Here is a 23154-nt window from a genome sequence, read left to right as displayed (position 1 = left end):
CAAGTGAAAAGTGCTCACGTCAGCGTGACGTCAACGGCGTTGAGCCCCTGGCGGTCTCCGGCCCTCCTGCTCCGCCCGGCGCCGGCGCACGGCCGGGAGCGCCGCTGTCCGTATGCTGACCGCCTCCGGCCACCGATCGGGCCGCCCGCCCCGGACCCACCGCGAGAGGTGTTCCCCATGACTACCCGTACGGCCCTGCTGGCCGGAGCGACCGGCCTCGTCGGAGGCCACCTGCTTACCCGCCTGCTCGCCGACCCCCGCTACACCCGCGTCACCGTGCTCGTCCGCCGGCCCCTGCCCCTCACCCACCCCGGACTCACCGTCCGTGTGGTGGACTTCGCCGAGCTGAGCGGCGACAGCGTGGGCGAGGCCGACGACGTCTACTGCGCGCTCGGCACCACCATCAAGAAGGCCGGTTCGCAGGACAGGTTCCGCGCGGTCGACCAGCACTACACCGTGGCCGTCGCCCGCCGTGCCCAAGAGGGCGGAGCCCGCCGCCTCGCCCTGTGCTCCTCCATCGGCGCCGATCCCGGCGCCCGCTCCTTCTACCTGCGCGTCAAAGGCGACACCGAGCGAGAGGTGAGCGCTCTCGGGTACGAGCAGACGGAGGTGTTCCGCCCCTCGCTCCTCCTCGGCCACCGCACGGAGAACCGCCCCGGCGAACGCCTCATGACCGCCCTGGCGCCCGTGGTCACTCCTCTGTGCGCCGGCCCTCTGCGCCCGTACCGCCCGGTGAGCGCCGACCGTCTCGCAGCCGCCATGATCGCTTCGCTGGTCACGGGCACGCCCGGCACCCGCGTCCACACGTGGCGGGCCATCACGGCGCTCGCAGCCGACCGGAGCGCGGGGCGCGGGCCGCGGTAGGGCACCGCGGCGGCGGGATGAAGGCCGAAGGACGAGGCGGGCGCCGGCTGCGGACGGAGGCCGGCCCCATCCCGGCGGGGGCGGTCCGGGGCCGCGAGCGGGGAGCCGTTTCCCCGCTCGCCGAACGCCCCTGTCGGTGCGTGTTCTTGCGTGGCGCCGCTGTGTCAGGCGGGCTCGAAACCGGGTTTTCCGGCCCGGGTGACGAGGCGGGCCCCGGTGGTGACGGGGGCGCCGGGGCGGGTGACGTAGGCGAGGGTGCGGTAATCGGCGCGTGCGTGAGTGGGAGTGAGGGTGATGACCACATAGCCGCGCCGTTTGGCGTAGTAGGACCAGTGGGGGTTGGCGGCGAGGAGCTCGGCCCAGTCCTCCGGTTGCTCCATGCCGTCGGAGCCGCTGGAGATCGACGAGCCCAGGATCTCCACGCCCACGGTGGGGGACCGGGGATCGTCGAAGTCCTTCTTGATGTCCATGGCGAGGTGGATGTGGGAGTCGCCGGACAGCACGATCAGATTGCCGGCGCCGGCCGCCCGGGCGCCCTGGAGAACGCGGTCGCGGGAGGCCGGATAGCCGTCCCACGCGTCCATCGACAGGCGCGACGGGCCGGTGCGCGTGAGCCGGCGCCGGCTGAAGGCCACCTGCTGCGGGATGACGTTCCAGGTGGCGCTCGAGGCGCGGAACCCGTCCAGCAGCCAGCGTTCCTGCGCCTGACCGGTCATGGTGCGCGAGACGTCCTGCGACTCGGGACCGGGGTACTTCCAGCCGTCGCCGTACGCCTGGTCCGAGCGGTACTGACGGGTGTCCAGAATGTCGAACTGTGCCAGCCGGCCGAAGTGGAGGCGACGGTAGAGCCGCATGTCCGCCCCGCGGGGGTACTGGGCCGGGCGCAGGGGCATGTTCTCCCAGTAGGCGCGGTAGGCGGCGGCCCTGCGCCTCAGAAAGCGCGCCGGGTCCTCGCTGTCCTGGGGGACGCCCGCCGCGTAGTTGTTCTCCACTTCGTGGTCGTCCCAGGTGACCACCCACGGGTGGGCGGCGTGGGCCGCCCGCAAGTCGGGGTCGGTCCTGGCGAGGGCGTAGCGCAGCCGGTAGTCCTCCAGGGTCGTCAGCTCGTGGTCGAACACCTCCGGCAGCCGGTTTCCGGCAGGCAGCCTGCGCTCACCGGCCTGCGCGTCGATGGCGTTCTCGTAGATGTAGTCGCCGACGAAGAACACGGCGTCGAGCTCCTCGCGGGCGAGGTGCGCGTGAGCCGTGAAGTAGCCCTCGTCGTACTGCTGACACGATGCCAGCCCCAGCCGCAGCTCCCGGACGGAGGCGCCCGCGGCGGGCGCGGTGCGGGTGCGCCCGACCGGGCTGGACCACGCCTCCGCGCGGAACCGGTACCAGTAGCTCCGGCCGGGCTCCAGCCCACGGACGTCCACGTGGACGCTGTAGCCGAATCCGGCGGAGGCGGTCGTCAGGCCGCTGCGCTCGATGTGCCGGAACCGCTCGTCCCGGGCGATGTCCCACCGCACCTCCACGGCCCCCGCGGGCGGAAGCCCGCCACCCACTTCGTACGGGCGGGGAGCCAGCCTCGTCCACAGCACGACGGACGTGGGCAGCGGGTCACCCGACGCGACGCCCAGGGTGAAGGGGAATTCGCTGATCTTCTCCACCCTCCGCGCCGCAGCCTGCGCATGCGGTACTCCGGCGAAGGCACCCACCGAGGTCATCGCCGCGAGGGTGAGAAAACGGCGCCGGGCCTGAAGCCCGACGATGTCCGAACGTCTCCGGTCCGAGCTGTTCTCCATGGGTCCTGCTCCCTGTCAGCTGTCTGGGACTGACCGGAACGTACCCACCGCCACACCAGTCCCACCGCTTCCGGGGGAGTCCGGACGGCGTACGCGATGTGTACGGCCGGTGGCGGTTCCGGACCACCGCCGCTCCCGGCCCATGACCCGGTCACCTGCCGCCCTGCCGCCCTGCCGGACAATGGTGACCATGGACAACACGGCCGCCACCGCCCTCGCACGCGTCACCGGGCACCAGCGCCGGTTCGACGCCCGGTTCGAGGCGTACTTCGACGCGCTGGGACAGCACCTCGCCGCTCCGGGACCGGGCCGCTTCACGCCCCGCTGCCTGGAACTCCTGCGCGACCTCTCCCTGCGGGGAGGGAAGCGGCTCAGGGTCGCCCTCATGTACGAGGCGGCCCGGCTGGTGACCACCGAGGACGTGCCCGGGCTGGAGGAAGCCGCGCTGAGCATCGAACTGCTCCAGACGCACGGGCTCGTCCACGACGACATCATCGACGACGCACCCGCACGCCGCGGCGGCCCTTCGACGTTCTACGCCTACCGCCGGGAATTCCCGGACCACGGCCGGACCGCCCTGGGCCTGGCCGTGCTGGCCGGGGACCTCGCCGCCTTCCTGTCCCAGCGCGTCCTGCTGGAGGCGAAGATCCCCGCGGAACTGCGGCACGCCCTGCTGGAGGTGCAGACGCGCGCGGCCACCGACACCGTCATCGGCCAGGTCATGGACCTGGAGCGGGACTTCCACGCCCTGCCGGACGAAGAACTCCTGCACACCGTCACCGACTACAAGACCACCCGCTACTCGATCCTCGCACCGCTGCGCATGGGCCTGCTGGCAGCCGGCGCGGACCTGACCCCGCACGACGGACAACTGCGCCGCTACGCGACGCCGGTCGGCATCCTCGGGCAGATGCGCGACGACTACCTCGATCTCTTCGGCGACGAAGCCGTCGTCGGCAAGCCCGCAGGTTCCGACATCAGGGCCGGCCGCCGCAGTTACGCCGTCGCCGCCACCCTGGCCGCCGCCACGGGCAAGGAGCGGAGCGTGGTGGAAGAGGCCCTCGGCGACCCGAGGTGCCCGGTCGCGACCGTTGCCCGGATCCGGGACATCGCCCGCGACCGCGGTGTCGAGGACAAGCTCCGCGCGGACATGCGCCGCTGCGCGGAGGCGGCGTCCGCCGAAGCGGCGAGCTGGCGGCCGCACTGGCGCGAGGAGGCCGTGGCCTTCTTCGAGCACCTGCCCTTCTGGGGGACGGCACGGGAGCTCTGACCGGCCGGGGTTCCCGGCTCCGCCGCGGCCGTGCCTCGCCGTGCCCGGGTCAAGCCCGGCCGGCTCCGGTGGCCCGTGTGCCCAGCCATGCCCTGATCGCCTCCGCCGTCGTGCGCGCGTGCTCCTCGGCCATGCTCCAATGGTCGCCGGGGACGTCCACGGCCGTGTGCGGCACCGGCCAGGACGCCCGCCGGTACCCGGCCCGCGTCCCCGGCCCGCCCCGAGCCGGCGGCCGCGGCGGCGGTTCGGCGGCGCGGAGGAGCAGGGTGGGGACGTCCGTCGGCTCCGGCCGCCAGCCGCGTGCCATGCGGGTGTAGGCGCCGAGGGCGGCCACGGACACATCGTCCACGGCGGTGTCGAACCGCTCGCCCATCCGCAGCGGGACACGGGCGGGCAGAGCGAGCAGCCACGGCTCGTCCTCCAACTCCGGGGTGACGTGGTAGGTGTCGAGGAGAACGAGGCCGACCGGTGGCGTCCCGGTCGCCGCGAGGCGCGCGGCCACCGAGTGAGCGGGGCAGCCGCCCATCGAGGAGCCGAGGACGGCGTACGGGCGGTCGCCCAGATGGTGGCGCACGGTGTCGGCGTGCAGGTCCACGAGGGTCTCCCAGCCGGACGGGACGGCGTCCCCGTGGGCCACGCCGGGGTGCCGGACCTCCAGGACGTCCCGCTCGCCGCCGAAGGAGGAGGCCAGCGCGGTGTGCCAGGGCCTGCCGAGGCCGGGGGAGAAGCCGGGGAAGCACACGAGCGCGGGCCCGGCGGCGCCTGTGGCCAGTTCGAGCGGTGGGAGCGCGTGCCGGGCCCTGTCGGCGTGCTCGAAGACGGGCAGCGCGAGCGAGGCCGTCACCAGCAGGTGCATCGCCGATACGACGTCGCCCGTCTCGCACACCCGCCGGTAGAGGGAGGCGAGGGTCTGCGGCGCCCGTGCCGTCGCCCGGCGGGCGGCACCGGTGGCCGAGGTCCGTTCGGCGCCTTCGGGCAGGGCCCCGCCCAGTTCCTCGTGCAGATGGCCGGCCAGCTCCTGGGCGCTGGGCCGGTCGAACACGACGGTGGCGGGCAGCGTCACGCCGGTGAGCGCGCCGAGCCGGTTGCGGAGCAGCACCCCGGTCAGGGAGTCGAACCCCAGCTCGGTGAAGGACCGGCCGGGATCGACGGCGGCCGCGCCGGGGTGGCCGAGCACCGTGGCGACTTCCTCGCGGACGAGCTCCAGCAGCGCCGATGCCCGGTCGGACGGGGGCAGCGCGCCCAGCCGGTCCCGCCACGATCCGGGCGCGGGCCCGGGAGCGTCGCCCGACCCGGCTGCCGGGCGGGCCGGGCGCAGCAGACCGTGCAAGGGGGGAGGCACCGGCCGCCCGGCGGGCGCCGCCGGCCGGGAACGGTGCAGCAGCAGCGGAGCGAGCACCGGTTCACCACTGCCCAGCGCGGCGTCGAACAGCGCCAGGCCCTGTGCGGGGGAGACGGCGCGCAGCACGTCGTCCAAGGGCCGGGTGGAGCCGCCGGTGCGGGCCGCCATGCCCTCCCCGTCCGCCCACGGGCCCCATGCCAGGGACAGCGCCGGCAGGCCGAGGGCGGCGCGGTGGTGCGCGAGCGCGTCCAGGAAGGTGTTCGCGGAGGCGTAGTTGGCCTGCCCGGGAGTGCCCAGCAGCCCGGCGGCGGAGGAGAACAGGACGAAGTGCGCGAGGGGCAGGTGCCGCGTCAGTTCGTGCAGATGCCAGGCGGCGTCCGCCTTCGGCCGCAGCACCCTGGCCAGTCGGCCGGGCGTCAGGGACTCCAGCACACCGTCGTCCAGGACCCCGGCGGCATGGACGACGGCGCTCAGCCCGGGCGCGTACTTCTCCACGACGGCGGCCAGCCGGGTGCGGTCGGCGGCATCACAGGCGATCACCTCCGCGCGGGCGCCGGACTCCCCGAGCTCCGCCCGCAGCCGCCGTGCGTCAGGTGAGCGCAGACCGCGACGGCTGACGATGACGAGGTGGCGCACCTGGTGCCGGGAGACCAGGTGCCGGGCCAGCAGGCCGCCGAGCGCTCCCGTGCCGCCCGTCAGCAGGACCGTGCCATCGGCCGGGAACGCCCCGCCCGGGCCGTCGGACGCGGCCAGCCGGGGAACGCGCACGGCTCCTCCGGCGAGGGAGAGCTGGGGTTCGCCGGTGGCGAGGGCCGCGGGCAGCAGGCGCAGGGATGCGGGCCGGCCGTCGGTGTCCACGACCGTCAGGCGCCCGGGGTACTCCGCCTGGGCGGAACGCACCAGGCCCCACACGGCCGCGGCCGGCAGGTCCGGCGCGGCGGAGGCGGCGCCGCGGGTCACCACGACGAGGCGCGATCCGGGCGCGGCCGGGGCGGACAGGCGGGTTCGCAGCACGACCAGGGCCCGTGCGGCCAGGGCATGGGCGTCCGCGGCCGGCCCGGCGCCCGAGGGGTGTGCGGACAGGGAGACCACCACCGTCCCGGGGTCGGCCGGCCGGGCGGGGAACACGGAACGCAGGCCGAGGTCGTCGGGTTCCGCGACGGACAGGGCCGGCCCGCCGCCGGCGCCGGCCGGAATACCGGTCCACCGCAGGCCGTACAGCTGCCCGGCCGCCCCCGCGTCCGCGAGGGCACCGGCGCGTTCCGGTACCGGACGGGTGGTCAGGGACTCCACCCGGGCCACCGGCTTGCCCGAGAGGTCGGCGAGGTCCACGGCGAGCGTGTCCGCACCGGTGGTGCGGGCCCGGACCCGCAGTGCCGTGGCGCCGCCGGCGTACGCGCTCAGGCCGTGCCAGGCGAAGGGCATCCGGGCCGGGCCGGCGGCCGGCGCGGTGAGCAGCGCCGCGTGGAGCGCGGCGTCCAGCAGGGCCGGGTGCACGACGTACCGCCCGGCGTCGGCGCTCGTCGCCTCGGGCAGCCGGACCTCGGCCCACACCTCCTCGCCCGGCCCCCGCCAGGCGGCCGTGACGCCCCGGAACGCCGGACCGTACGCGTAACCGGCGCCGGCCAGGCGGTCGTAGGCACCGGTGAGGTCCACGGGCACGGCACCCGAGGGCGGCCACGGACCGGCGCCCGCAGCACGGCCGTCCCGCCCGGCGGCCGGGGCGAGCCGCCCGGTCGCGTGGTGCGTCCAGTGGCCGAGCGGGCCCGCTTCCCCGGGGCGGGAGTGGACGTCGGCCGTGCGGCGTCCGGAGGCGTCGGGCGCGCCGAGCACCACCTGCACCTGAACGCCGTCGCCGGCGAGGGGAAGGGGCGCCAGCAGCGCCAAGTCCTCGACGACCTCCAGCCCGCACGCGTCGCCCGCGTGGATCACCATCTCGGCGAACGCGGAAGCCGGGACGAGAACCCGCCCGGCGATCACGTGGTCGCGCAGCCACGGCTGGGCCGCGGTGGAGAGGTGACCGGTGCACAGCAGGCGTTCCGTGCCGGGCACCGTGGTCGTCACGGTCAGCAGAGGGTGCTCCCCGCCGGCCGGAGCGGGTGCGGCGGCCTCCAGCCAGTAGCGCTGCCGTTGAAAGGGGTAGGTCGGCAGCTCCACCCGCCGGGCGCCACTGCCCGCGTACACCCGGGGCCAGTCCACCGGCAGGCCGTGCACGTGCAGCCGACCGAGCGCGGCCAGGACCGCGTCCGGCTCCGGCGCGCCGGCCTGCGAGGTGGCCGTGCAGACCAGCCCCTCCCGCTCCCCGGCCGGACCGGCCAGGGCGGCCGCCGTGAGCTGAGCGCCGGGCCCCACCTCGACGAAGGCGGACATCCCGTCGTCCCTCCCCTCGTCATCCACGAGGTGGCGTACGACGTCCCCGAACCGTACGGTCTCGCGGGCGTGACGCACCCAGTAGGCCGCCGAGCGCAGCTCGTCCCCGGTGGCCCGGCGCCCGGTCAGGCCCGACATCACCGGGACGCGCGGCCTCGCGTACGACAGCCCCGACGCGATGCGGCCGAACTCGGCGAGCATCGGTTCCATCAGCGGTGAGTGGAAGGCGTGGCTGGTCCGCAGGCGCGTCGTGCGGCGTCCGCGCCCGGCGAACCGGGACGCGACGGCGAGTACGGTTTTCTCCTCCCCGGAGACGACGACCGACCGCGGACCGTTCACCGCCGCGATCGCCGCACGCGTCGCACGGCCCGGCAGCCCTGACAGTTCCTCCTCCACCTCACTCTGGGAAGCCTCCAAGGCCACCATGGCCCCGTTCGCGGGCAGGTGCCGCATCAGCCGCCCCCGGGCCGCGACCAGCGCCACCGCGTCGGGCTCCGACAGCACGCCCGCCACGTGGGCCGCCGCGAGCTCCCCGGCGGAGTGCCCGGCCACGGCGTCCGCGCGCACGCCCCAGGACTCCAGCAAACGGAACAGCGCCACTTCGAAGACGAACAGCCCGGCCTGCGCGAAGTCCGTCCGGTCCAGCAGAGCGGCGCCGTCCGTACCCGACTCCGCCCACAGCACCGAGCGCAGCGGCCTCTCCAGGCCGCCGGTGCCGTCGAACCGCTCGCACAGGGCATCGAAGACGCTCGCGAAGGCAGGGAAGGCACGGTGCAGTTCCCGTCCCATGCCGGGCCGCTGCGCACCCTGGCCGGAGAACAGCAGCGCCAGCCGCCCGGCGGGCGCGCCCGGCTTCACCTCGGTGGTTCCCGACCCGGAGCCGGGTGCCGCCAAGGCGTCCAGGGAACTCAGGAGCGCCTCCCGGCCCGCTCCCGTCACGGACGCCCGACGCGCGAGCGCCGCCCGGGTCGTGGCCAGGGAGAACGCGACGTCCAGCGACGACAGCCGGGGCTGCTTCCGCAGCAGGGACGCGACCCGCCCGGCCTGCGCGCGCAGGGCCGGCCGGTCGGCACCCGACAGCAGCAGCGGCGGCACCACAGCCCAGGGCCCGGTGGCACTCGCCGGTTCGGGCAGGGCCGCTCCAGCGGAGTCTTCGACGGCCTCCTCCAGAATGACGTGGGCGTTGGTGCCGCCGATGCCGAACGCGGACACCCCGGCCCGGCGCGGGCTGCCGGGCACCGGGAGCCACTCCTCCTCCCGCGTCAGAAGCCGGACGGTGCCCGGCGACCAGTCCACGCGCGAAGACGGCTCGGCACAGTGCAGGATGCGCGGCAGCCGTCCGTGACGCATCGCCATGACGGTCTTGATGACACCGCCGACACCGGCCGCGGCCTGGGTGTGCCCGATGTTGGACTTGAGCGCCCCCAGCCACAGCGGCCGGCCGCCGGGCCGCTCGCGCCCGTACGCGGCCTGGAGCGCCTGCGCCTCCACGGGGTCGCCGAGCGCGGTGCCGGTGCCGTGCGTCTCGACCGTGTCGATGTCGGCCGGGGACAGCCCGGCGGCGGACAGGGCCCGGCGGATCACCTCCTGCTGAGCCGGTCCGTTCGGGGCGGTCAGGCCGTTGGACGCGCCGTCGGAGCCGACGGCCGAACCACGGAGCACGGCCAGCACCGGATGACCGTTGCGCCGGGCGTCGGACAGCCGCTCCAGCAGGACCACACCGGCCCCCTCGCCCCAGCCGGTGCCGTCGGCCGCGGCCGAGAACGGCTTGCACCGGCCGTCCGGTGCCAGACCGCGCAGCCTGCTGAACGCGACGAACGGAGCCGCGGTGGCCATCACCGTCACACCTCCGGCCACGGCCAGCGTGCACGCGCCGGACCGCAGCGCCCGCGCCGCCGCGTCCATCGCCACCAGCGACGACGAGCAGGCGGTGTCGACCGTCACGGCGGGCCCGCGCAGGTCCCAGGCGTAGGCGAGCCGCCCCGAGGCCACGCTGCCCGCCGAGCCCAGCGCGAGGTGCGCCTCCAGCTCGTGCGGCCCGGTGTTCAGGATCCGGCCCGCGTAGTCGTCGTGCATCACGCCGACGAAGACACCGGTGTCGCTGCCGCGCAGGGACCCCGGGTCGATGCCCGCGCGCTCCCAGAGCTCCCAGGTGGTCTCCAGCAGGAGCCGCTGCTGCGGATCGGTGGCCAGCGCCTCCCGCGGGGACATCCCGAAGAAGGCGGCGTCGAAGTCGGCCGCGTGCCGCACGAAGCCCCCGCGGCGGGTGACGGAGGTGCCGAGCCGGTCCGGGTCGGGGTCGTGGCGGGCGGGCAGGTCCCAGCCGCGGTCGTCGGGGGCGTCCGAGGTCGCGTCGACGCCCCCGACGACCAACCGCCACAGGTCCTCGGGCGAGGCCACGCCTCCCGGGTACCGGCACGCCATCGCGACGATGGCCACCGGCTCCGCCGAGGGCACTCCGCCGCCGCTCGAACGGTCGGCGGGGGCCGGTTCGCCGAGCAGCGCGGCCAGCAGGAACTCCGCCACGGCGGCGGGCGTCGGGTGGTCGAACACCAAGGTGGCGGGCAACTCCAGGCCGGTGGCCGCGCCGAGCCGGTCACGCAGCAGCACGCCCCCCAGGGACGTGATCCCGGAGGCGGTGAAGGGGCGGCCCGGTTCCAGATCCCGCACCGGCACGCCGCTCGCGTGCGCCGCCCCGGCGAGGACGAGGCGCAGTACCGCGTCGTACCGCCCGGACGAGGACAGTGCCGTCAGCCTCCCGCGCAGAGCGGACGCCGCGCCCTCGGGCGCCCGGCCCGCTCGCCCGCCGAGCAGCCGGGCCAGCGCCGGGCGGTCCACCTTGCCGAACGCAGTACGGGGTACCGCGTCGGTCTCGTACACCTCGTCGGGCACCTTGAAGCCCGAGAGCCGCTCCCGGCACCGGGCGCGCACCTGGTCGGTGTCGACGCCGTGCTCCGGGTCGGCGACCACGAACGCGACGGGCACCTCGCCCAGCACGTCGTGCGGCCTGCCGACGACGGCCGCGTCGACGACGCCGGGACAGGCGAGCAGCACGTGCTCGACCTCGACCGGGTTGACGTTCTCGCCGCCACTGATGATCAGCTCTTTGACGCGGCCGGTGACGCGCAGAGCGCCGTGCGGCATACGGCGGCCGAGATCTCCCGTGCGGTACCAGCCGTCCCTGACCGCCCGGGCGGTGTCGTCAGGGCGGCCGTGGTAGCCGAGCATCAGGTTCGGCCCGCGCACCCGGATCTCGCCTTCGTCGCCGTCGGGGACCTCGGTGTCACCGAGAGGATCGGTGAGCCGCACCTCGACGCCGAGTACCGGAAGACCGCGGGAGCCCTCGCCCTCAGGGCCTTCGAGCCGGTCGACGGCAATTTTCCCGCACGTCTCGGTACTGCCGTAGCCGTCCAGCAACGGCGCACCCAGCAGCGCCTCGACGTCCGCCCGCAGCGCCGGCGGGCACGGCGAGCCCCCGGTGACGCACAGGCGTAAGCCGTCCGGTGGCCGGGGGGCCCGGCGGACCGCGTCCGTGAGCAGCCGGTAGGTGGCGGGCACCCCGGCCACCACGGTGCAGCGCTGCTCGCCGAGCGCCCGCGCCGCACTCGCGCCCCGGTCGAGGAGATACGCGCTCGCCCCCACGGCCACCACCCCCAGCAGGCACAGCGAGTGCGCGTAGGCGTGGAACATGGGCAGCGGCCACAGCAGCCGGTCCCGCTCCTCCAGCCCCCACAGCGGGACGTAGGCCGCCGCCGCGGACCACAGCGCTGACCGCTGGCTCGACACCACGCCCTTGCTGCGCCCCGTGGTGCCCGAGGTGTAGAGGATCCAGGCAGGCTCGTCCAGGCCGAGGTCGTCGCGGGGTGCCGGGCCGGGCTCCGACCCGGCGAGCTGCTCGAAGACGTGCGCACCCGCGGCTGCCGCGTCCGGCACGGTGCCCGAGCCCGCCACGACGACCCGTGACCGCAACCGCGGCCGTGCGGCGGCCAGCTGCGCGACCCGGGGCAGCAGCGTCTCCTCGGTGATCACGGCGACCGCCCCGCTGTCGTCGAGGAAGTACGCCAACTCCTCGTCCGGGGCCCCGGGATCCAGTGGAACGCCCACCGCTCCGGCCCGCACCACCGCGAGGAAACTCTCCACCATCTCCACCCGGGTGCCGAGATGGAGGGCCACCCGGTCGCCCCTCCGCACTCCCAGGCGCGCCAGGTGGCCCGCCAGCCGGCCGGACCGTTCCTCCAACTCCCGGTAGGTGACGCCCCGTCGCGCGTCCTGGAAGGCGGTCTTCCCCCCGATTCGCGCCGCGTGCGCCGTGAGCACACCCGGCAACGCGCGGATCAACTCGCTCCGGATTTCCGCCATCCCCGCCCCTTCGGCCACCACGGGGCGAACGAGAGCGCGCCCCCTCCCGCACCGTACTGGTGGCACCCGTCGAAAGGGGCGGCTGCTGGTGGGGAACTCATGGCAGCGGCGCAGGCGCCGGGGTGAGCCGCGCCGTGGTGGGCGGAGCCCGGAACGCCTGGCGGGCATCGCGGACCTGGCAGGTGACCAGCCATCTGCTGGTAGCCCGTTCGGGTGGTGGCGGGGGCGGTGTCTTCAAACGATCTACGGAAAGTCCGACTCTGGTGAGGACGCGCGTCGTGTCGACCGCGCTTCGAGCCTGGTGCCTGCGGGCGAGCGAACCTGGGGGATTTCATGCGCACACGGAAGAACGCGGCACGGATGGCCGTCACGATCGGCACAGCCCTCGCACTGTTCACAGGTGTATCCGGCAGCGCCCAGGCGGCCACGGGCGACTTCCTCTACACCAACGTCAACGGGGACGAATTCACCTTGCACAACCCGGCCAGTGGTGAGTGCTTCCTCCTCGTCAGCGGGGCCAGGAGCGCGTTCAACAGGACAACCAGCCGGGCCAGCCTCTTCACGGAGCACGGCTGTGAGGGCGCCCGCCTGCTCATGCAGCCCAACACGTCGGCGAGCTTCACAGGCAACGTACCCCACAGCGTGATGTTCGACTGAGCCGGGCGTCATCCAACAGCCGGCGGGCCCGCCGCCGGGGGAAACACCGGCGGTGACCACGGGGTGTCCTTCGGTACGGTTTTAGGTACGGTGAGTCACTGGTCTCTGTGATCGAGAGCGGGTTCAGCATGGCGAAGGCGCAGGGGCCCGACATTCCGCCGGTCAATTCCCACAACGAGTGGGACCCGCTGGAGGAAGTCATCGTCGGCCGCCTCGACGGCGCGACGATCCCCTCCAGCCATCCCGTCGTCTCCTGCAACATCCCCTCATGGGCGGCGTCGTTGCAGGCGCCCGCCGCCGGCTTCAAATACCCGCGCAGGCTGGTCGAGCCGGCGCAGGAGGAGCTCGATCGGTTCGTCACTCTTCTGCAGTCCCTCGGCATCACGGTCACGCGCCCGGACGCGGTCGACCACGGGCGACGCTTCGGCACGCCCGACTGGTCCTCGCGCGGGTTCTGCAACACGTGCCCGCGTGACAGCATGCTCGTGATCGGCGACGAAATCATCGAGACCCCGATGGCATGGCCGTGCCGGTATTTCGAGACCCACTCCTATCGCGGGGTCCTCAAGGACTATTTCCGGCGCGGCGCCCGCTGGACGGCGGCGCCGAGGCCGCAGCTCACCGACGCGTTGTTCGAGGCGGATTTCCGCGTCCCCGGGGCCGGCGATCCCATGCGCTACATCCTCACCGAATTCGAGCCGGTCTTCGACGCGGCGGATTTCATGCGCGCGGGACGCGACCTGTTCGTGACGCGCAGCAATGTCACCAACCGCATGGGCATCGAATGGTTGCGCCGCCACCTCGGACCCGGCTATCGCATCCACGAGATCGAGAGCCGCTGCCGCACGCCCATGCACATCGACACGACGTTCGTCCTCCTCGCGCCGGGCAAGGTGCTGGTCAACCCCGAATACATCGACGTCGACCGCCTGCCCGACATTCTGCGCTCCTGGGACGTCCTGATCGCCCCCGAGCCCGACCCGATCGAAGAGCGCTTGCTCAAGCTCACCTCGATGTGCGGCAAATGGCTCAGCATGAACGTCCTCATGATCGATGACAGGCGCGTGATCGCTGAACGGCACCACACCGGTATGCTGCGCGCGCTCGAGAGATGGGGCTTTGAACCGATCCCGTGCGACCTGCTGCACTACGCGCCGTTCGGTGGCGCATTCCACTGCGCGACCCTCGATGTCCGGCGTCGCGGCACGCTCGAATCCTATTTCGACTGACCGGCGGCCGGCCGCTGATCGCAGCGGCGGCCGGACGCGCCGGGGGGCGTCAACTCAGTGACAGGTGAGCCCAACCGCGGATGTCGCGCTGCATCCGGCGGTCGTGCGTGGCCACCACGACGGCGGCCTGTGTGGCGTGAAGGGCGTCAGTGAGTTCGTCGACCAGGGCGATGGACAGGTGATTGGTCGGCTCGTCCAGGAGCAGGACGTGCGGGCGGGCGGCGAGGGCGCAGGCGAGGTCGAGGCGGCGCTGCTGGCCCGTGGACAGCTCGGCCACACTCTTGTCCGCCTCACGTGAGGTGAGCAGGCCCAGCGCGGTGAGCGCGACGACCTCGCTCTCCTGGAGGACGCCGGCGGTGACCAGCCGGGCGGTGTGGTCGGTGTAGAGATCCCGGGCCCGCCGAGTCGTCGCTCGCGGCGACTCCTGCCCGAGGAGGCACAGCCGCACGTTGCCCGGCCGGTGCACCCGGCCCGTGGTGGGGGCGAGGCGCCTGGCCAGAACGGACAGGAGCGTGGATTTGCCGGCTCCGTTCGGTCCCGTGACGGCCAGCCTGCCGCCGGAGACCAGCGACAGGTCGGCCGGCCTGCGCAGTCGGCCGGCGACGGTCACTCCTTCGGCGCGCAGCAGCACGGCGCCGGGCCGCGCCGGCAGATCGGGCAGCCACAGGCGCCGGGGCGGGACCGGAGCGGTGACCTCGTGCCGCGCCAGGTCCTCCTGACGGCGGTGGACGGAGCGGACCAGAGCGCCGGCGCGCGTGGCGCGCTGGTGTTTGCCGGTGCCCTTGTCCGGGCGCCAGCCGGTACTCAGGCGGTTCTGCGCTTCGGACAGGGCCTGCGTGAGGCGCGAGTGCTCGGTCTGCTGCTGCTCGTACTCGGCGGCCCACCGGATCCGCTCGGCCTCGCGGCCCTCGCGATAGCCGGCGTATCCGCCGCCGTAGACGCGCGGACAGCCGTCGCGGGTCGGATCGAGGTCGAGGACCGTGGTGACCACGTCCGACAGGAGCGCCCGGTCGTGGCTGACCACGACGACGCCGCCCGGGTGGGCGCGCAGCCTGGCGGTGAGGTACTCCAGTGCCGCCAGGTCGAGGTGATTGGTCGGCTCGTCCAGCAGCAGGAAATCGTGCCCGGCGCCCAGCAGGCAGGCCAGCCGGATCCGGTAGCGCTGGCCGACCGACAGCGTGGCCAGGGGGCGGGAGCGGTCGCTGACCGCGCCGAGCCCGTCGAGGGCGACGTCGACCCGGCGGTCGGCGTCCCAGGCGTCCAGCGCCTGCGCCGCTTCCAGGGCGTCGGCATAGGCGTCTTCGGCGCCGGACCGCTGTGCGGCGAGGTCCGCCGTGGCGTCGTCCAGGCGCCGGAGGGCGGCGCGGACATCGGCGAGGTGTTCGTCGACGACGTCGCCGACAGTGCGGTCGTCCTCGGCCGGCACCTCCTGCTCGGCCAGGGCGAGGGTGCCCACGCGGTGCACGCTGCCCTCGTCCGGGGTCAGGGTGCCGGCGAGGACGTGCAGCAGGGTCGACTTGCCGCGGCCGTTCTCGCCGACGACGCCCCAGCGGGAGCGCGGGGAGACCCGCAGAGCGACGTGGCGCAGGACAGTACGGCCACCGCGTTCGACGCGGATTCCGGCGCACGTCAACTGGGCTCGTTCGCGTGCGGGCAGGGTGGTGACAGGCATGGTCTTCCTCCGGGAGGAGGCACACTTCGGCCCCAGGCCGATGAGGAGTGGGGGTGCGCCTTCGATCCGACAGTCGGCCGGGCCCATGACAGGGCGGGCCGGGGGCAGCAGTACGGCGTCCGCTGCCTCACAGCACGGCGTGAGGGGCGGAGCCTGGGCCCGATCAGAGGAAGAAGATGCAAGTCACAAGACAACTTTAGCAGAGCACACCGCCCCGGTCCGCGGCTCAGGCGACCCGGCGGCGAAGGACCGGCGGTGGCGCCGCCGGAGGCGGAGCGTCACGCCCACCGCCCAGGCGAACGTGTGGGGGTGAATCGGGGGATCCCCGAGTTTGGCCGTCCCGGTCGGCGGAAAACCTAGCCACGCGTTCCCCCGTCCCCCCCCGGTTCCCCGTTCCACGAGCTCCGCACGCGTGCCACCACCTGGTGCGGAAGCACCCCGCGCACCACTCACCCCACCGCCGGCCGACCGCTCCGTCCGAGGGATGGTCCATGCCCGTCACATACGCCGCCGGAACCGCCCCTGGAGCCCTGCCACTTGTCGGCCACGCCTGGCCTCTGCTGCGCACCCCCATGCCGTTCCTCAGCTCACTGCCCCGGTACGGCGACCTCGTGGAGATCCGCCTGGGAAACGTGCGGGCACAGGTGCCCTGCCACCCCGAACTGCTCCACCGCGTGCTGTCCGACGACCGCACCTACGACAAGGGCGGCCCCCTCTTCATCCGGCTGAGAGACCTCGTCGGCAACGGCCTGGGCACCTGCCCGCACCAGGACCACCGCCGTCAGCGCAGGCTCGTCCAACCCGCCTTCGAACGGGCGCACCTCGCCCGGTACGCCGAGGTGATGACCGACGAGGCCGCCCGGCTCACCGAGTCCTGGCACCCGGGCCAAGTGGTGGACACCTTCCCCGCCATGTTCGGGCTCGCGCTGCGGACCGTCACCCGCACCCTGTTCTCCTCCACGGTGGGGGACGACGACGTCACCCGCCTCCAGCGCTCGTTCCAGACCGCCACCAGCGGCCTCTTCCGACGGATCTTCGTCCCCGACGCCCTGCAGCGCCTCCCGCTGCCCGCCAACCGCCGCTACGCGTGCGCCCTCGCCGACCTGCACTCCTCGGTCGACCACCTCATCAGCGGCTACCTCCGCGCCGGCGAGGACACCGGCGCGGACGGGAGAGCCGAAGAGGGCCCCGGGGCCCGGGGCGGCCGCGGGGACCTGCTGTCGACACTGATCGCCGCCCGGGACGAGGACGCCGCACTGAGCGACAACGAGCTCCACGACCAGGTCATCACCATGCTCTTCGGCGGCTCGGAGTCCGTCGCCGCGACCCTGACCTGGGCGCTGTACCTCATGACCCGCAACCCGCTCGCCGCGCGGGACCTCCGCAAGGAGGCCGACACCGTCCTCGCCGGCCGCCCGGCCGCCCACGGCGACCTGCCCCGGCTGAGCAGAACGGCCCAGTTGGTCAAAGAGACCCTGCGCCTGTATCCGCCCGCCTGGCTGTTCACCCGCGTCACCACCCGCCCCGTCAACCTGGCCGGCTGTTACCTCCCCACGGGCACCACATTCGTCATCAGCCCCCCGGCCCTCCATCACAACCCGGCCCTCTTCCCCCGCGCGGCGGACTTCCGCCCGGACCGCTGGCCGGCGGACCGCCCCGGCCAGCCGCCCCGCGGCGCGTTCGCCGGCTTCGGAGCCGGTGCCCGCCGGTGCATCGGTGACTCCTACGCCATCGCCGAAGTGACCCTGATGCTCGCCACCATCACCCAGCGGTGGCGCATGCGCTGCGAACCGGGCACGGACGTCCGCCCCCAAGCGCTCGCCGCCGTCCACCGCCCCCGCCGACTGCTCCTGCGCCTCTCCGAACGCACGCCGGCGACGAGCTGAGGGCCCGCGCTCGTCGGCCGGCACCGCACACCGGCCACCGCGGCCCGGTCCGCGTCCTCGCCCCCGTTCCGCATCGGCCGGGCGCACCCGGGGGTTAGCCCTACCCGCGGCCGGGCGGATAGCAGGATCGTCCCGGGCGGACGCGACCGGAAATGCTGGGAACCGGCACTTACCACCGGTTTTCCCGAGCATTTCCCAGGAGTTGGCTCGTGCGTGAGCAGACAAAGCAACGGTTCCGCTTCCCCGGGCGCCAGGGCGGCCGGCGCAGAGCCGCGCCGGCCGCGGCCGCGGTGGCCGTGGGCGTCATGACGATGGGTGCCCTGGTGCCGCCCGCGGCGTTCGCTGCGGCCGGGCCGGACACGGTCCAGCAGGGCCTGAACGCGCTGTTGGCGTCCGACGGTGTGCCCGCCGCGCTGGCGAGCGTCCAGGACCGCGACGGCCGCACTCGTACCTACACGGCGGGAGTCGGTGACGTGGCCACCGGCTCGAAGGTGCCCAGGGACGGTCACGTGCGGGTCGGCAGCAACACCAAGACGTTCACCGCGGTGGTCGTCCTCCAACTGGTCGGCGAGGGGCGGATCGACCTCGATGCCCCGGTCGACACCTATCTGCGGGGCGTCGTCCGCGGGGAGGGGATCGACGGACGCCGGATCACGGTCCGGCACCTCTTGCAGCAGACCAGCGGGCTGCCCAACTACAGCACCTACCTCGGGGACGACGTCCGGTACTACGCCCCCCGCGAGCTCCTCGACATCGCTCTTCAGCACAAGGCCGAATCCGCACCTGGAAAGAAGTGGAAGTACAGCAACACCAACTACGTGCTGGCCGGTCTGATCGTCGAGGAGGTCACCGGCCGGTCCCTCGCCGAGGAGATGGACCGGCGCATCATCCAGCGCATCGGCCTGCGCCACACGTACTTCCCCGACCGCGGCGACGCGACCGTCCGAGGCCCGCACCCCAAGGGCTACTACCGGAGTTCGGCGACCGCGCCCCTGACGGACGTCACGGAAATCGACCCCTCCTGGGGCTGGGCGGCAGGTCAGCTGATCTCCACCAACTCCGATCTCAACCGGTTCTTCAGCGCACTCCTGGCCGGCCGCCTTCTCCCCGAGGACCAGCTCACCGAGATGCGCGGCGCCACCCGCCCCGCTGACGAGACCTTCGGCCCGGGCGCCCGCTACGGCCTGGGGCTCGTGAGCAAGCCACTGCCGTGCGGCGACGGTCTCTACTGGGGCCACGGCGGCAGCTTCCCGGGCTACGAGACCCGGGGCGGGGCGACCGACGACGGCCGCGCCGCCAACGTCGCGGTGACCATGCAGCTGAACGACGAGGCATCCAGGGCACGCGTCGACCGTGTCGTGGACACAGCCCTATGCAACCGCTGAACCCCGCGAACGGCGAGAGGGGGAAGCGCGAACGCGCGCGGACGGTTCGCCGACGCTGAAGCGCAGGTCCCGCACCGTCACGGTCAAGCGCGGCCGGTGCGGGGCGAGGAAGGCGAGCGGGGTGTCCGGGCCGGCGCCGAAGCGGGCACGTGCCAGGGCGACGCGGCCGCTCAGCCGGAGGGGCACGTCCCCGGGCCCGGCGGGGCGCTGCTGGAGGAGTCTCGCGCGCAGGGCCGGCCGGCCCGGCAGGGGGATCACCTCGCGCCAGGCCCCTCGTGCCGCGACGGCCCCCTCGACCGTGAGGCAGGCGCGGGTCACCGGCGCGGCCGTGGGGCGCAGGGAGAGACGGGCGGTCTCGAAGCACACCTCGCCGGAGTGCTTGGGAATGCCCCACAGGGCGCGTCCGCCCGTGCGGGACCGCTCGTTGTCGACCCACGCGGCGACGACCGTTCCCCGCACGCGTCCGCGCCGGCGTACGACCAGGAGCAGCAGGAGTTCCCGGTAGGCGAGGACGCCCGGAGGGCGGTAGTCGGCCCAGAAGGTCAGGAGGGTGGCCCGGCCCGCGGTGACGAGGGGGCGGGCCCGGTGGGGCAGCGGCCACCGGGGCAGGTCGCGGGGCCGGATACGCCAGAGGGAGACGCACAGAGCGCCGCGGAGGTGCCAGGGCTCGCCGGGGAAGAGGGGAAGCTGTGCGCCGTCGTGCGCCGGTGACGCGTTCATGGGTTCCTCCGGGGCGTGTCATGGCCGGGTGGTGAGCTTGCCGGGACGCGGCAGCCGGTCGGCTCGGGGTACCGCACCGCCGCCCGCCCGCCCGCCCGCCGGTCCGCCGTCAGGTGCCTGTTTCCGGTGGCAGGGCAGCGGTTCCCCCTTCGCCGAGCAGACCGCTCGGCGCGAGGCGCACCGTGGCCGGCAGGTCGCGGAAGGCGCGGTGCGACCGCCACGCGACGACCCCGGGCAGCCCGGCGCGCACCGCTTGGAGGGCGAGCAGCCAGGGGGGCGCGTAGATGCCGGAAGCCCGCCGCTCGATGCCCCTGACGACGCGGGCGGCCACCGGTTCCAGCGGGTAGGTCCTGCTGGCGGGCCAGGGCAGGCGGGAGCGCAGCAGCCGCGTCGCGTCGTGGTGGCCCGCGGCCCGGATCATCTCGGTGTCGGTCCAGCTGAGGTAGGCGACGCCCACGCCCACGCCGCGGTGGCCGAATTCGGCGCGCAGGCAGTGCGCGAATCCCTCCGCCCCTGATTTTGAGGCGCAGTACGCCGTCATCAGCGGGGCGGAGGCGATGCCGGCGAGCGAGCAGATCTGGAGGTAGTACCCCCCGCTGGTCAGGAGCGCGGGCAGGAAGACGCGGGCGGTGACCGCACTGCCGGTCAGGTTGACGTCGATCACCCGGCGCCAGGTCGCCGGATCGGAGGCGAGGAAGGGGCCGGCCTCGGCCACCCCGGCATTGGCGACGACGACGGAGACCGGGCCGAAACGCTCCCGCACCAGGGCGGCCGTCCGCTCCATCGCGGCCTCGTCGGTGACGTCGACCGCCCAGGAGGCGCTGTCACCAGGGAGCGAGTGCCCGACCCGGGCGAGCCGCTCTCCTTCCAGGCCGAGCAGGGCCACCCGGGCGCCCCGGGCCACGAGGGCGCGCGCGATGCCCTCGCCGATGCCCCGGGCCGCACCGGTGACCACCGCGGTACGGCCCCGCAGCGGAAGACGTGCGTCCATGGTGCGAGCCCTCCTGGTCCTCCTGGTCTTTGACGAAGCCGAGCGGGCCCCGCGGCCCCGCGAGCAGGAAGCCGCCGGCCACGCGGAACGCGCGTCAAGACATACCCGGTCCGCCCCCCGGGGCCCCCGGCGCCACCCGTCTGCCGTCCGTCGCGGCGCGCCACCCCGCCGCGTCACCCCGGGGCCCGCGCGCCGCGCGGCCTCCGCAGGCCGGGGCGTGCGGACCGGCCTACGCTGGGGAGGTCCAGGCGACGAAGCCCGGCTGTCCCCGACGCCCGGAGGTCCCATGGCGGTACGGCACCAGCTGATCGAACGGAGCCCGGAGGCGGTCTGGGCGGTCCTCGCCGACGGCTCCCGCTACGGCGAATGGGTGGTGGGCACCCACCGGGCGGTCCCCGACGAGGGCACCTGGCCCGAAGTCGACTCCTCCATCGAATACACCATCAAGCTCGGCCCCTGGCAGGTGTGCGGCCACACCTATGTACGCCGCTGCGAGCCACCCCGCGAGCTCGAACTGGAAGTGGACAGCGGGCCGCTCGGAACCGCCCGGATCGCCATCGAGATCCGCCCTTGGGGCCGTTACAGCCTCCTCATCATGGACGAGCACCCCCTGCGCGGGCCGGGCGCGCGGCTCCACAACGCCGCACTGGACGCCGTACTGCAACTGCGCCACCGCAGCATGCTCGGCCGCCTGGCCGACGTCGTGGAGCACTCCCCGCGAAAGCCGGGCGAACCGGTCTGAGCGACAGCCCGGCCCGGTGCCCCCGCTGTCCTCGCGCGGCAGACGACGAGGACGCAGCCACGGGAACAGGAGAAGAGCATGCCGGACGCGGTAGTGATCGGGGCGGGCCCCAACGGGCTCGTGGCCGCCAATCTGCTGGCCGACGCCGGATGGAGCGTGGAAGTCCTGGAAGCACAGGACCACCCGGGCGGCGCGGTCCGCACCGACCACGGGGTCCACCCCGACTACGCCAGCGACCTCTTCAGCGCGTTCTACCCGCTCGCCGCCGCCTCCCCGGTCCTCGCCGCCCTCTCCCTCCACGAGACGGGGCTGAGGTGGAGCCACGCCCCGCGCGTCCTCGCCCACCCCCTGCCCGACGGCCGGTGCGCGGTCCTCGAACGCCGCCCCGAGGACACCGCGGCCGGACTGGACGCCTTCGCCCCGGGCGACGGCGCGGCCTGGAGGGGACTGTGCGACGTCTGGGACCGGCTGCGAGGTGACATCCTCGACGCCCTCTTCACCCCCTTCCCACCGCTGCGCCCGGGGGCACGGCTCGCCGCGGGGCTGCGCGCCGCGGGCGGGCTGCGCCTGGCGAGAACGATGCTGCTGCCCGTACGGCGGCTGGGCGAGGAGGAGTTCGGGGGCGAGGGCGGCAGGCTCCTCCTCGCGGGGAGCGCCCTGCACGCCGACCTCGCCCCGGAGGCGGCCGGCAGCGGCGGGTTCGGGTGGCTGATGTCGATGCTCGGGCAGACCTACGGCTTCCCCGTACCCGCCGGCGGCGCGGCTGCCCTCACCTCCGCCCTCGTCCGCCGGCTGGAAGGCAGGGGAGGCGCCGTGCGGTGCGGTGAACGCGTCGAGGAGGTCGTGGTGCGGGCCGGGCGGGCGGTGGGAGTGCGCACCGCGGCCGGTGAGCCTGTCCCGGCGGGCCGGGCGGTCCTGGCCGACGTCAGCGCGCCGGACCTCTACGGCCGGCTCGTCGACGCCCACCACCTGCCCGCCCGGCTCCTGGGGGACCTGCGCCGATTCCAGTGGGACTTCGCCACCTTCAAGGTCGACTGGGCCCTGGACGGGCCGGTGCCGTGGACGGCCCGGGAGGCGGCGGGGGCCGGTACCGTCCATCTCGCCGACGGCGTCGACGGCCTGACGCGATTCGCCGCGCAGATCGCCGTGGGGCACGTGCCGGACCGCCCTTTCGTCCTGTTCGGCCAGATGACCACCGCCGACCCCTCCCGGTCTCCGGCGGGCACCGAGTCCGCCTGGGCCTACACCCATGTGCCCCAGCGCATCACCGGCGACGCGGGGCAGGAAGGGATCACGGGTGCCTGGGAGCAGGGGGACCAGGAGCGGATGGCGGACCGCATGGAGGCCGAAGTCGAGCGCCGCGCACCGGGCTTCCGCGACCGCGTCAGGGCCCGGCGCATCCTGGCCCCACCGACGCTGCAGCGCATGAACGCCAATCTCCACGGGGGCGCGATCAACGGCGGGACCGCCGCCCTGCACCAGCAGCTGACGTTCCGTCCGGTCCCCGGCACCGCCCGGCCGGAGACGCCCGTCAAGGCCCTCTACCTGGCTTCGGCCTCCGCTCACCCGGGCGGGGGCGTGCACGGTGCTCCCGGGGCCAACGCCGCCCGCGCCGCGCTGCGCGCCTGGGCCGTGCACCGTGTCCTCAGCCGGGCCCAGCGTGCCTTCGCCCATCGCGACCGCACGGGGCGGGAGGACCACCGGGACGAGGGCCCCGGGCGGTAGCCGCGGAGCCCGGGCGCCGCGCGGGCGGGCGCCGGGCGCGTCACCGCGGGCGAGGTGAAGAACCCGTAGCACCGAGGGGGAGCAGAGCCGTGGCCGACGACAGATGCCCGGCCCTACACCTCCGGTGTCACCTCCAGGGCCGGTAGGCCGTCGGCGTC

13 protein-coding genes are annotated in these 23154 nt (G+C 74.3%); 8 read left to right on the top strand and 5 right to left on the bottom strand.

Annotation, left to right across the window (positions count from 1 at the left end):
• Positions 1-177 precede the first annotated feature (177 nt).
• Positions 178-864 carry an NAD(P)H-binding protein gene (locus ABZ951_RS03185; protein ID WP_344089611.1) on the top strand — a complete coding sequence of 229 codons (687 nt, stop codon included), beginning with the start codon at positions 178-180 and terminating at the stop codon, positions 862-864.
• A 164-nt stretch (positions 865-1028) separates the two neighbouring features.
• Here ABZ951_RS03185 and ABZ951_RS03180 read toward each other — a convergent pair whose 3' ends face one another.
• The gene (locus ABZ951_RS03180; RefSeq protein WP_344089612.1) at positions 1029-2648 is read right to left on the bottom strand and encodes an alkaline phosphatase D family protein; all 1620 of its coding nucleotides are present in this window, start codon (positions 2646-2648) and stop codon (positions 1029-1031) included.
• A 190-nt stretch (positions 2649-2838) separates the two neighbouring features.
• Here ABZ951_RS03180 and ABZ951_RS03175 point away from each other — a divergent pair, with 190 nt between their 5' ends.
• The gene (locus tag ABZ951_RS03175) at positions 2839-3918 is read left to right on the top strand and encodes a polyprenyl synthetase family protein (RefSeq protein ID WP_344089613.1); all 1080 of its coding nucleotides are present in this window, start codon (positions 2839-2841) and stop codon (positions 3916-3918) included.
• Between the two features lie 49 nt (positions 3919-3967).
• On the opposite strand, the gene ABZ951_RS03170 is transcribed toward ABZ951_RS03175, so the two are convergent.
• A complete protein-coding gene (locus ABZ951_RS03170) occupies positions 3968-11989 on the bottom strand; it encodes a type I polyketide synthase (protein ID WP_361278716.1) in 8022 nt (2673 codons plus the stop codon).
• Between the two features lie 333 nt (positions 11990-12322).
• Between ABZ951_RS03170 and ABZ951_RS03165 the strand changes: the two genes are divergently transcribed.
• Both ABZ951_RS03165 and ABZ951_RS03160 read left to right on the top strand, forming a co-directional pair.
• Positions 12323-12646, top strand: a complete 324-nt coding sequence (locus ABZ951_RS03165; RefSeq protein WP_344089615.1) for a hypothetical protein — start codon at positions 12323-12325, stop codon at positions 12644-12646.
• A gap of 128 nt (positions 12647-12774) precedes the next feature.
• Positions 12775-13875 carry an amidinotransferase gene (locus ABZ951_RS03160; RefSeq protein ID WP_344089654.1) on the top strand — a complete coding sequence of 367 codons (1101 nt, stop codon included), beginning with the start codon at positions 12775-12777 and terminating at the stop codon, positions 13873-13875.
• 49 nt (positions 13876-13924) lie between these two features.
• Here ABZ951_RS03160 and ABZ951_RS03155 read toward each other — a convergent pair whose 3' ends face one another.
• The gene (locus ABZ951_RS03155; protein WP_344089616.1) at positions 13925-15547 is read right to left on the bottom strand and encodes an ABC-F family ATP-binding cassette domain-containing protein; all 1623 of its coding nucleotides are present in this window, start codon (positions 15545-15547) and stop codon (positions 13925-13927) included.
• A 491-nt stretch (positions 15548-16038) separates the two neighbouring features.
• Between ABZ951_RS03155 and ABZ951_RS03150 the strand changes: the two genes are divergently transcribed.
• Together ABZ951_RS03150 and ABZ951_RS03145 are read left to right on the top strand one after the other, a co-directional pair.
• Positions 16039-17433, top strand: coding sequence for a cytochrome P450 (locus ABZ951_RS03150; protein WP_344089617.1), 1395 nt, complete (start codon positions 16039-16041; stop codon positions 17431-17433).
• A gap of 209 nt (positions 17434-17642) precedes the next feature.
• Positions 17643-18818 (top strand): serine hydrolase domain-containing protein, encoded by a 1176-nt coding sequence (locus ABZ951_RS03145; RefSeq protein ID WP_344089618.1) that lies wholly within the window; start codon positions 17643-17645, stop codon positions 18816-18818.
• Here the strand turns inward: ABZ951_RS03145 and ABZ951_RS03140 are convergent.
• Both ABZ951_RS03140 and ABZ951_RS03135 read right to left on the bottom strand, forming a co-directional pair.
• Positions 18804-19538, bottom strand: a complete 735-nt coding sequence (locus tag ABZ951_RS03140; RefSeq protein ID WP_344089619.1) for an acetoacetate decarboxylase family protein — start codon at positions 19536-19538, stop codon at positions 18804-18806. The genes ABZ951_RS03145 and ABZ951_RS03140 overlap by 15 nt on opposite strands.
• Before the next feature lie 109 nt (positions 19539-19647).
• On the bottom strand, positions 19648-20529 hold the full coding sequence (locus ABZ951_RS03135; protein WP_344089620.1) for an SDR family oxidoreductase: 882 nt from the start codon (positions 20527-20529) through the stop codon (positions 19648-19650).
• A 286-nt stretch (positions 20530-20815) separates the two neighbouring features.
• Between ABZ951_RS03135 and ABZ951_RS03130 the strand changes: the two genes are divergently transcribed.
• Together ABZ951_RS03130 and ABZ951_RS03125 are read left to right on the top strand one after the other, a co-directional pair.
• Complete coding sequence (locus tag ABZ951_RS03130) at positions 20816-21271, top strand: SRPBCC family protein (protein ID WP_344089621.1); 456 nt, start codon at positions 20816-20818, stop codon at positions 21269-21271.
• Positions 21272-21349: 78 nt separating this feature from the next.
• The gene (locus ABZ951_RS03125) at positions 21350-22996 is read left to right on the top strand and encodes an NAD(P)/FAD-dependent oxidoreductase (protein ID WP_344089623.1); all 1647 of its coding nucleotides are present in this window, start codon (positions 21350-21352) and stop codon (positions 22994-22996) included.
• The last annotated feature ends 158 nt before the right edge of the window (positions 22997-23154 follow it).

The organism is Streptomyces sp. NPDC046215, assembly GCF_040646215.1.
Classification (GTDB): Bacteria; Actinomycetota; Actinomycetes; order Streptomycetales; family Streptomycetaceae; genus Streptomyces; species Streptomyces stramineus.
This window is presented reverse-complemented; position numbering and strand designations above follow the sequence as displayed.

Excerpts from the sequence above, each read along its gene's own strand:
- ABZ951_RS03185 (WP_344089611.1), top strand. The coding sequence starts at position 178 with ATGACTACCCGTACGGCCCTGCTGGCCGGAGCGACCGGCCTCGTCGGA.
- ABZ951_RS03180 (WP_344089612.1), bottom strand. The coding sequence starts at position 2,648 with ATGGAGAACAGCTCGGACCGGAGACGTTCGGACATCGTCGGGCTTCAG.
- ABZ951_RS03175 (WP_344089613.1), top strand. The coding sequence starts at position 2,839 with ATGGACAACACGGCCGCCACCGCCCTCGCACGCGTCACCGGGCACCAG.
- ABZ951_RS03170 (WP_361278716.1), bottom strand. The coding sequence starts at position 11,989 with ATGGCGGAAATCCGGAGCGAGTTGATCCGCGCGTTGCCGGGTGTGCTC.
- ABZ951_RS03165 (WP_344089615.1), top strand. The coding sequence starts at position 12,323 with ATGCGCACACGGAAGAACGCGGCACGGATGGCCGTCACGATCGGCACA.
- ABZ951_RS03160 (WP_344089654.1), top strand. The coding sequence starts at position 12,775 with ATGGCGAAGGCGCAGGGGCCCGACATTCCGCCGGTCAATTCCCACAAC.
- ABZ951_RS03155 (WP_344089616.1), bottom strand. The coding sequence starts at position 15,547 with ATGCCTGTCACCACCCTGCCCGCACGCGAACGAGCCCAGTTGACGTGC.
- ABZ951_RS03150 (WP_344089617.1), top strand. The coding sequence starts at position 16,039 with ATGCCCGTCACATACGCCGCCGGAACCGCCCCTGGAGCCCTGCCACTT.
- ABZ951_RS03140 (WP_344089619.1), bottom strand. The coding sequence starts at position 19,538 with ATGAACGCGTCACCGGCGCACGACGGCGCACAGCTTCCCCTCTTCCCC.
- ABZ951_RS03135 (WP_344089620.1), bottom strand. The coding sequence starts at position 20,529 with ATGGACGCACGTCTTCCGCTGCGGGGCCGTACCGCGGTGGTCACCGGT.
- ABZ951_RS03130 (WP_344089621.1), top strand. The coding sequence starts at position 20,816 with ATGGCGGTACGGCACCAGCTGATCGAACGGAGCCCGGAGGCGGTCTGG.
- ABZ951_RS03125 (WP_344089623.1), top strand. The coding sequence starts at position 21,350 with ATGCCGGACGCGGTAGTGATCGGGGCGGGCCCCAACGGGCTCGTGGCC.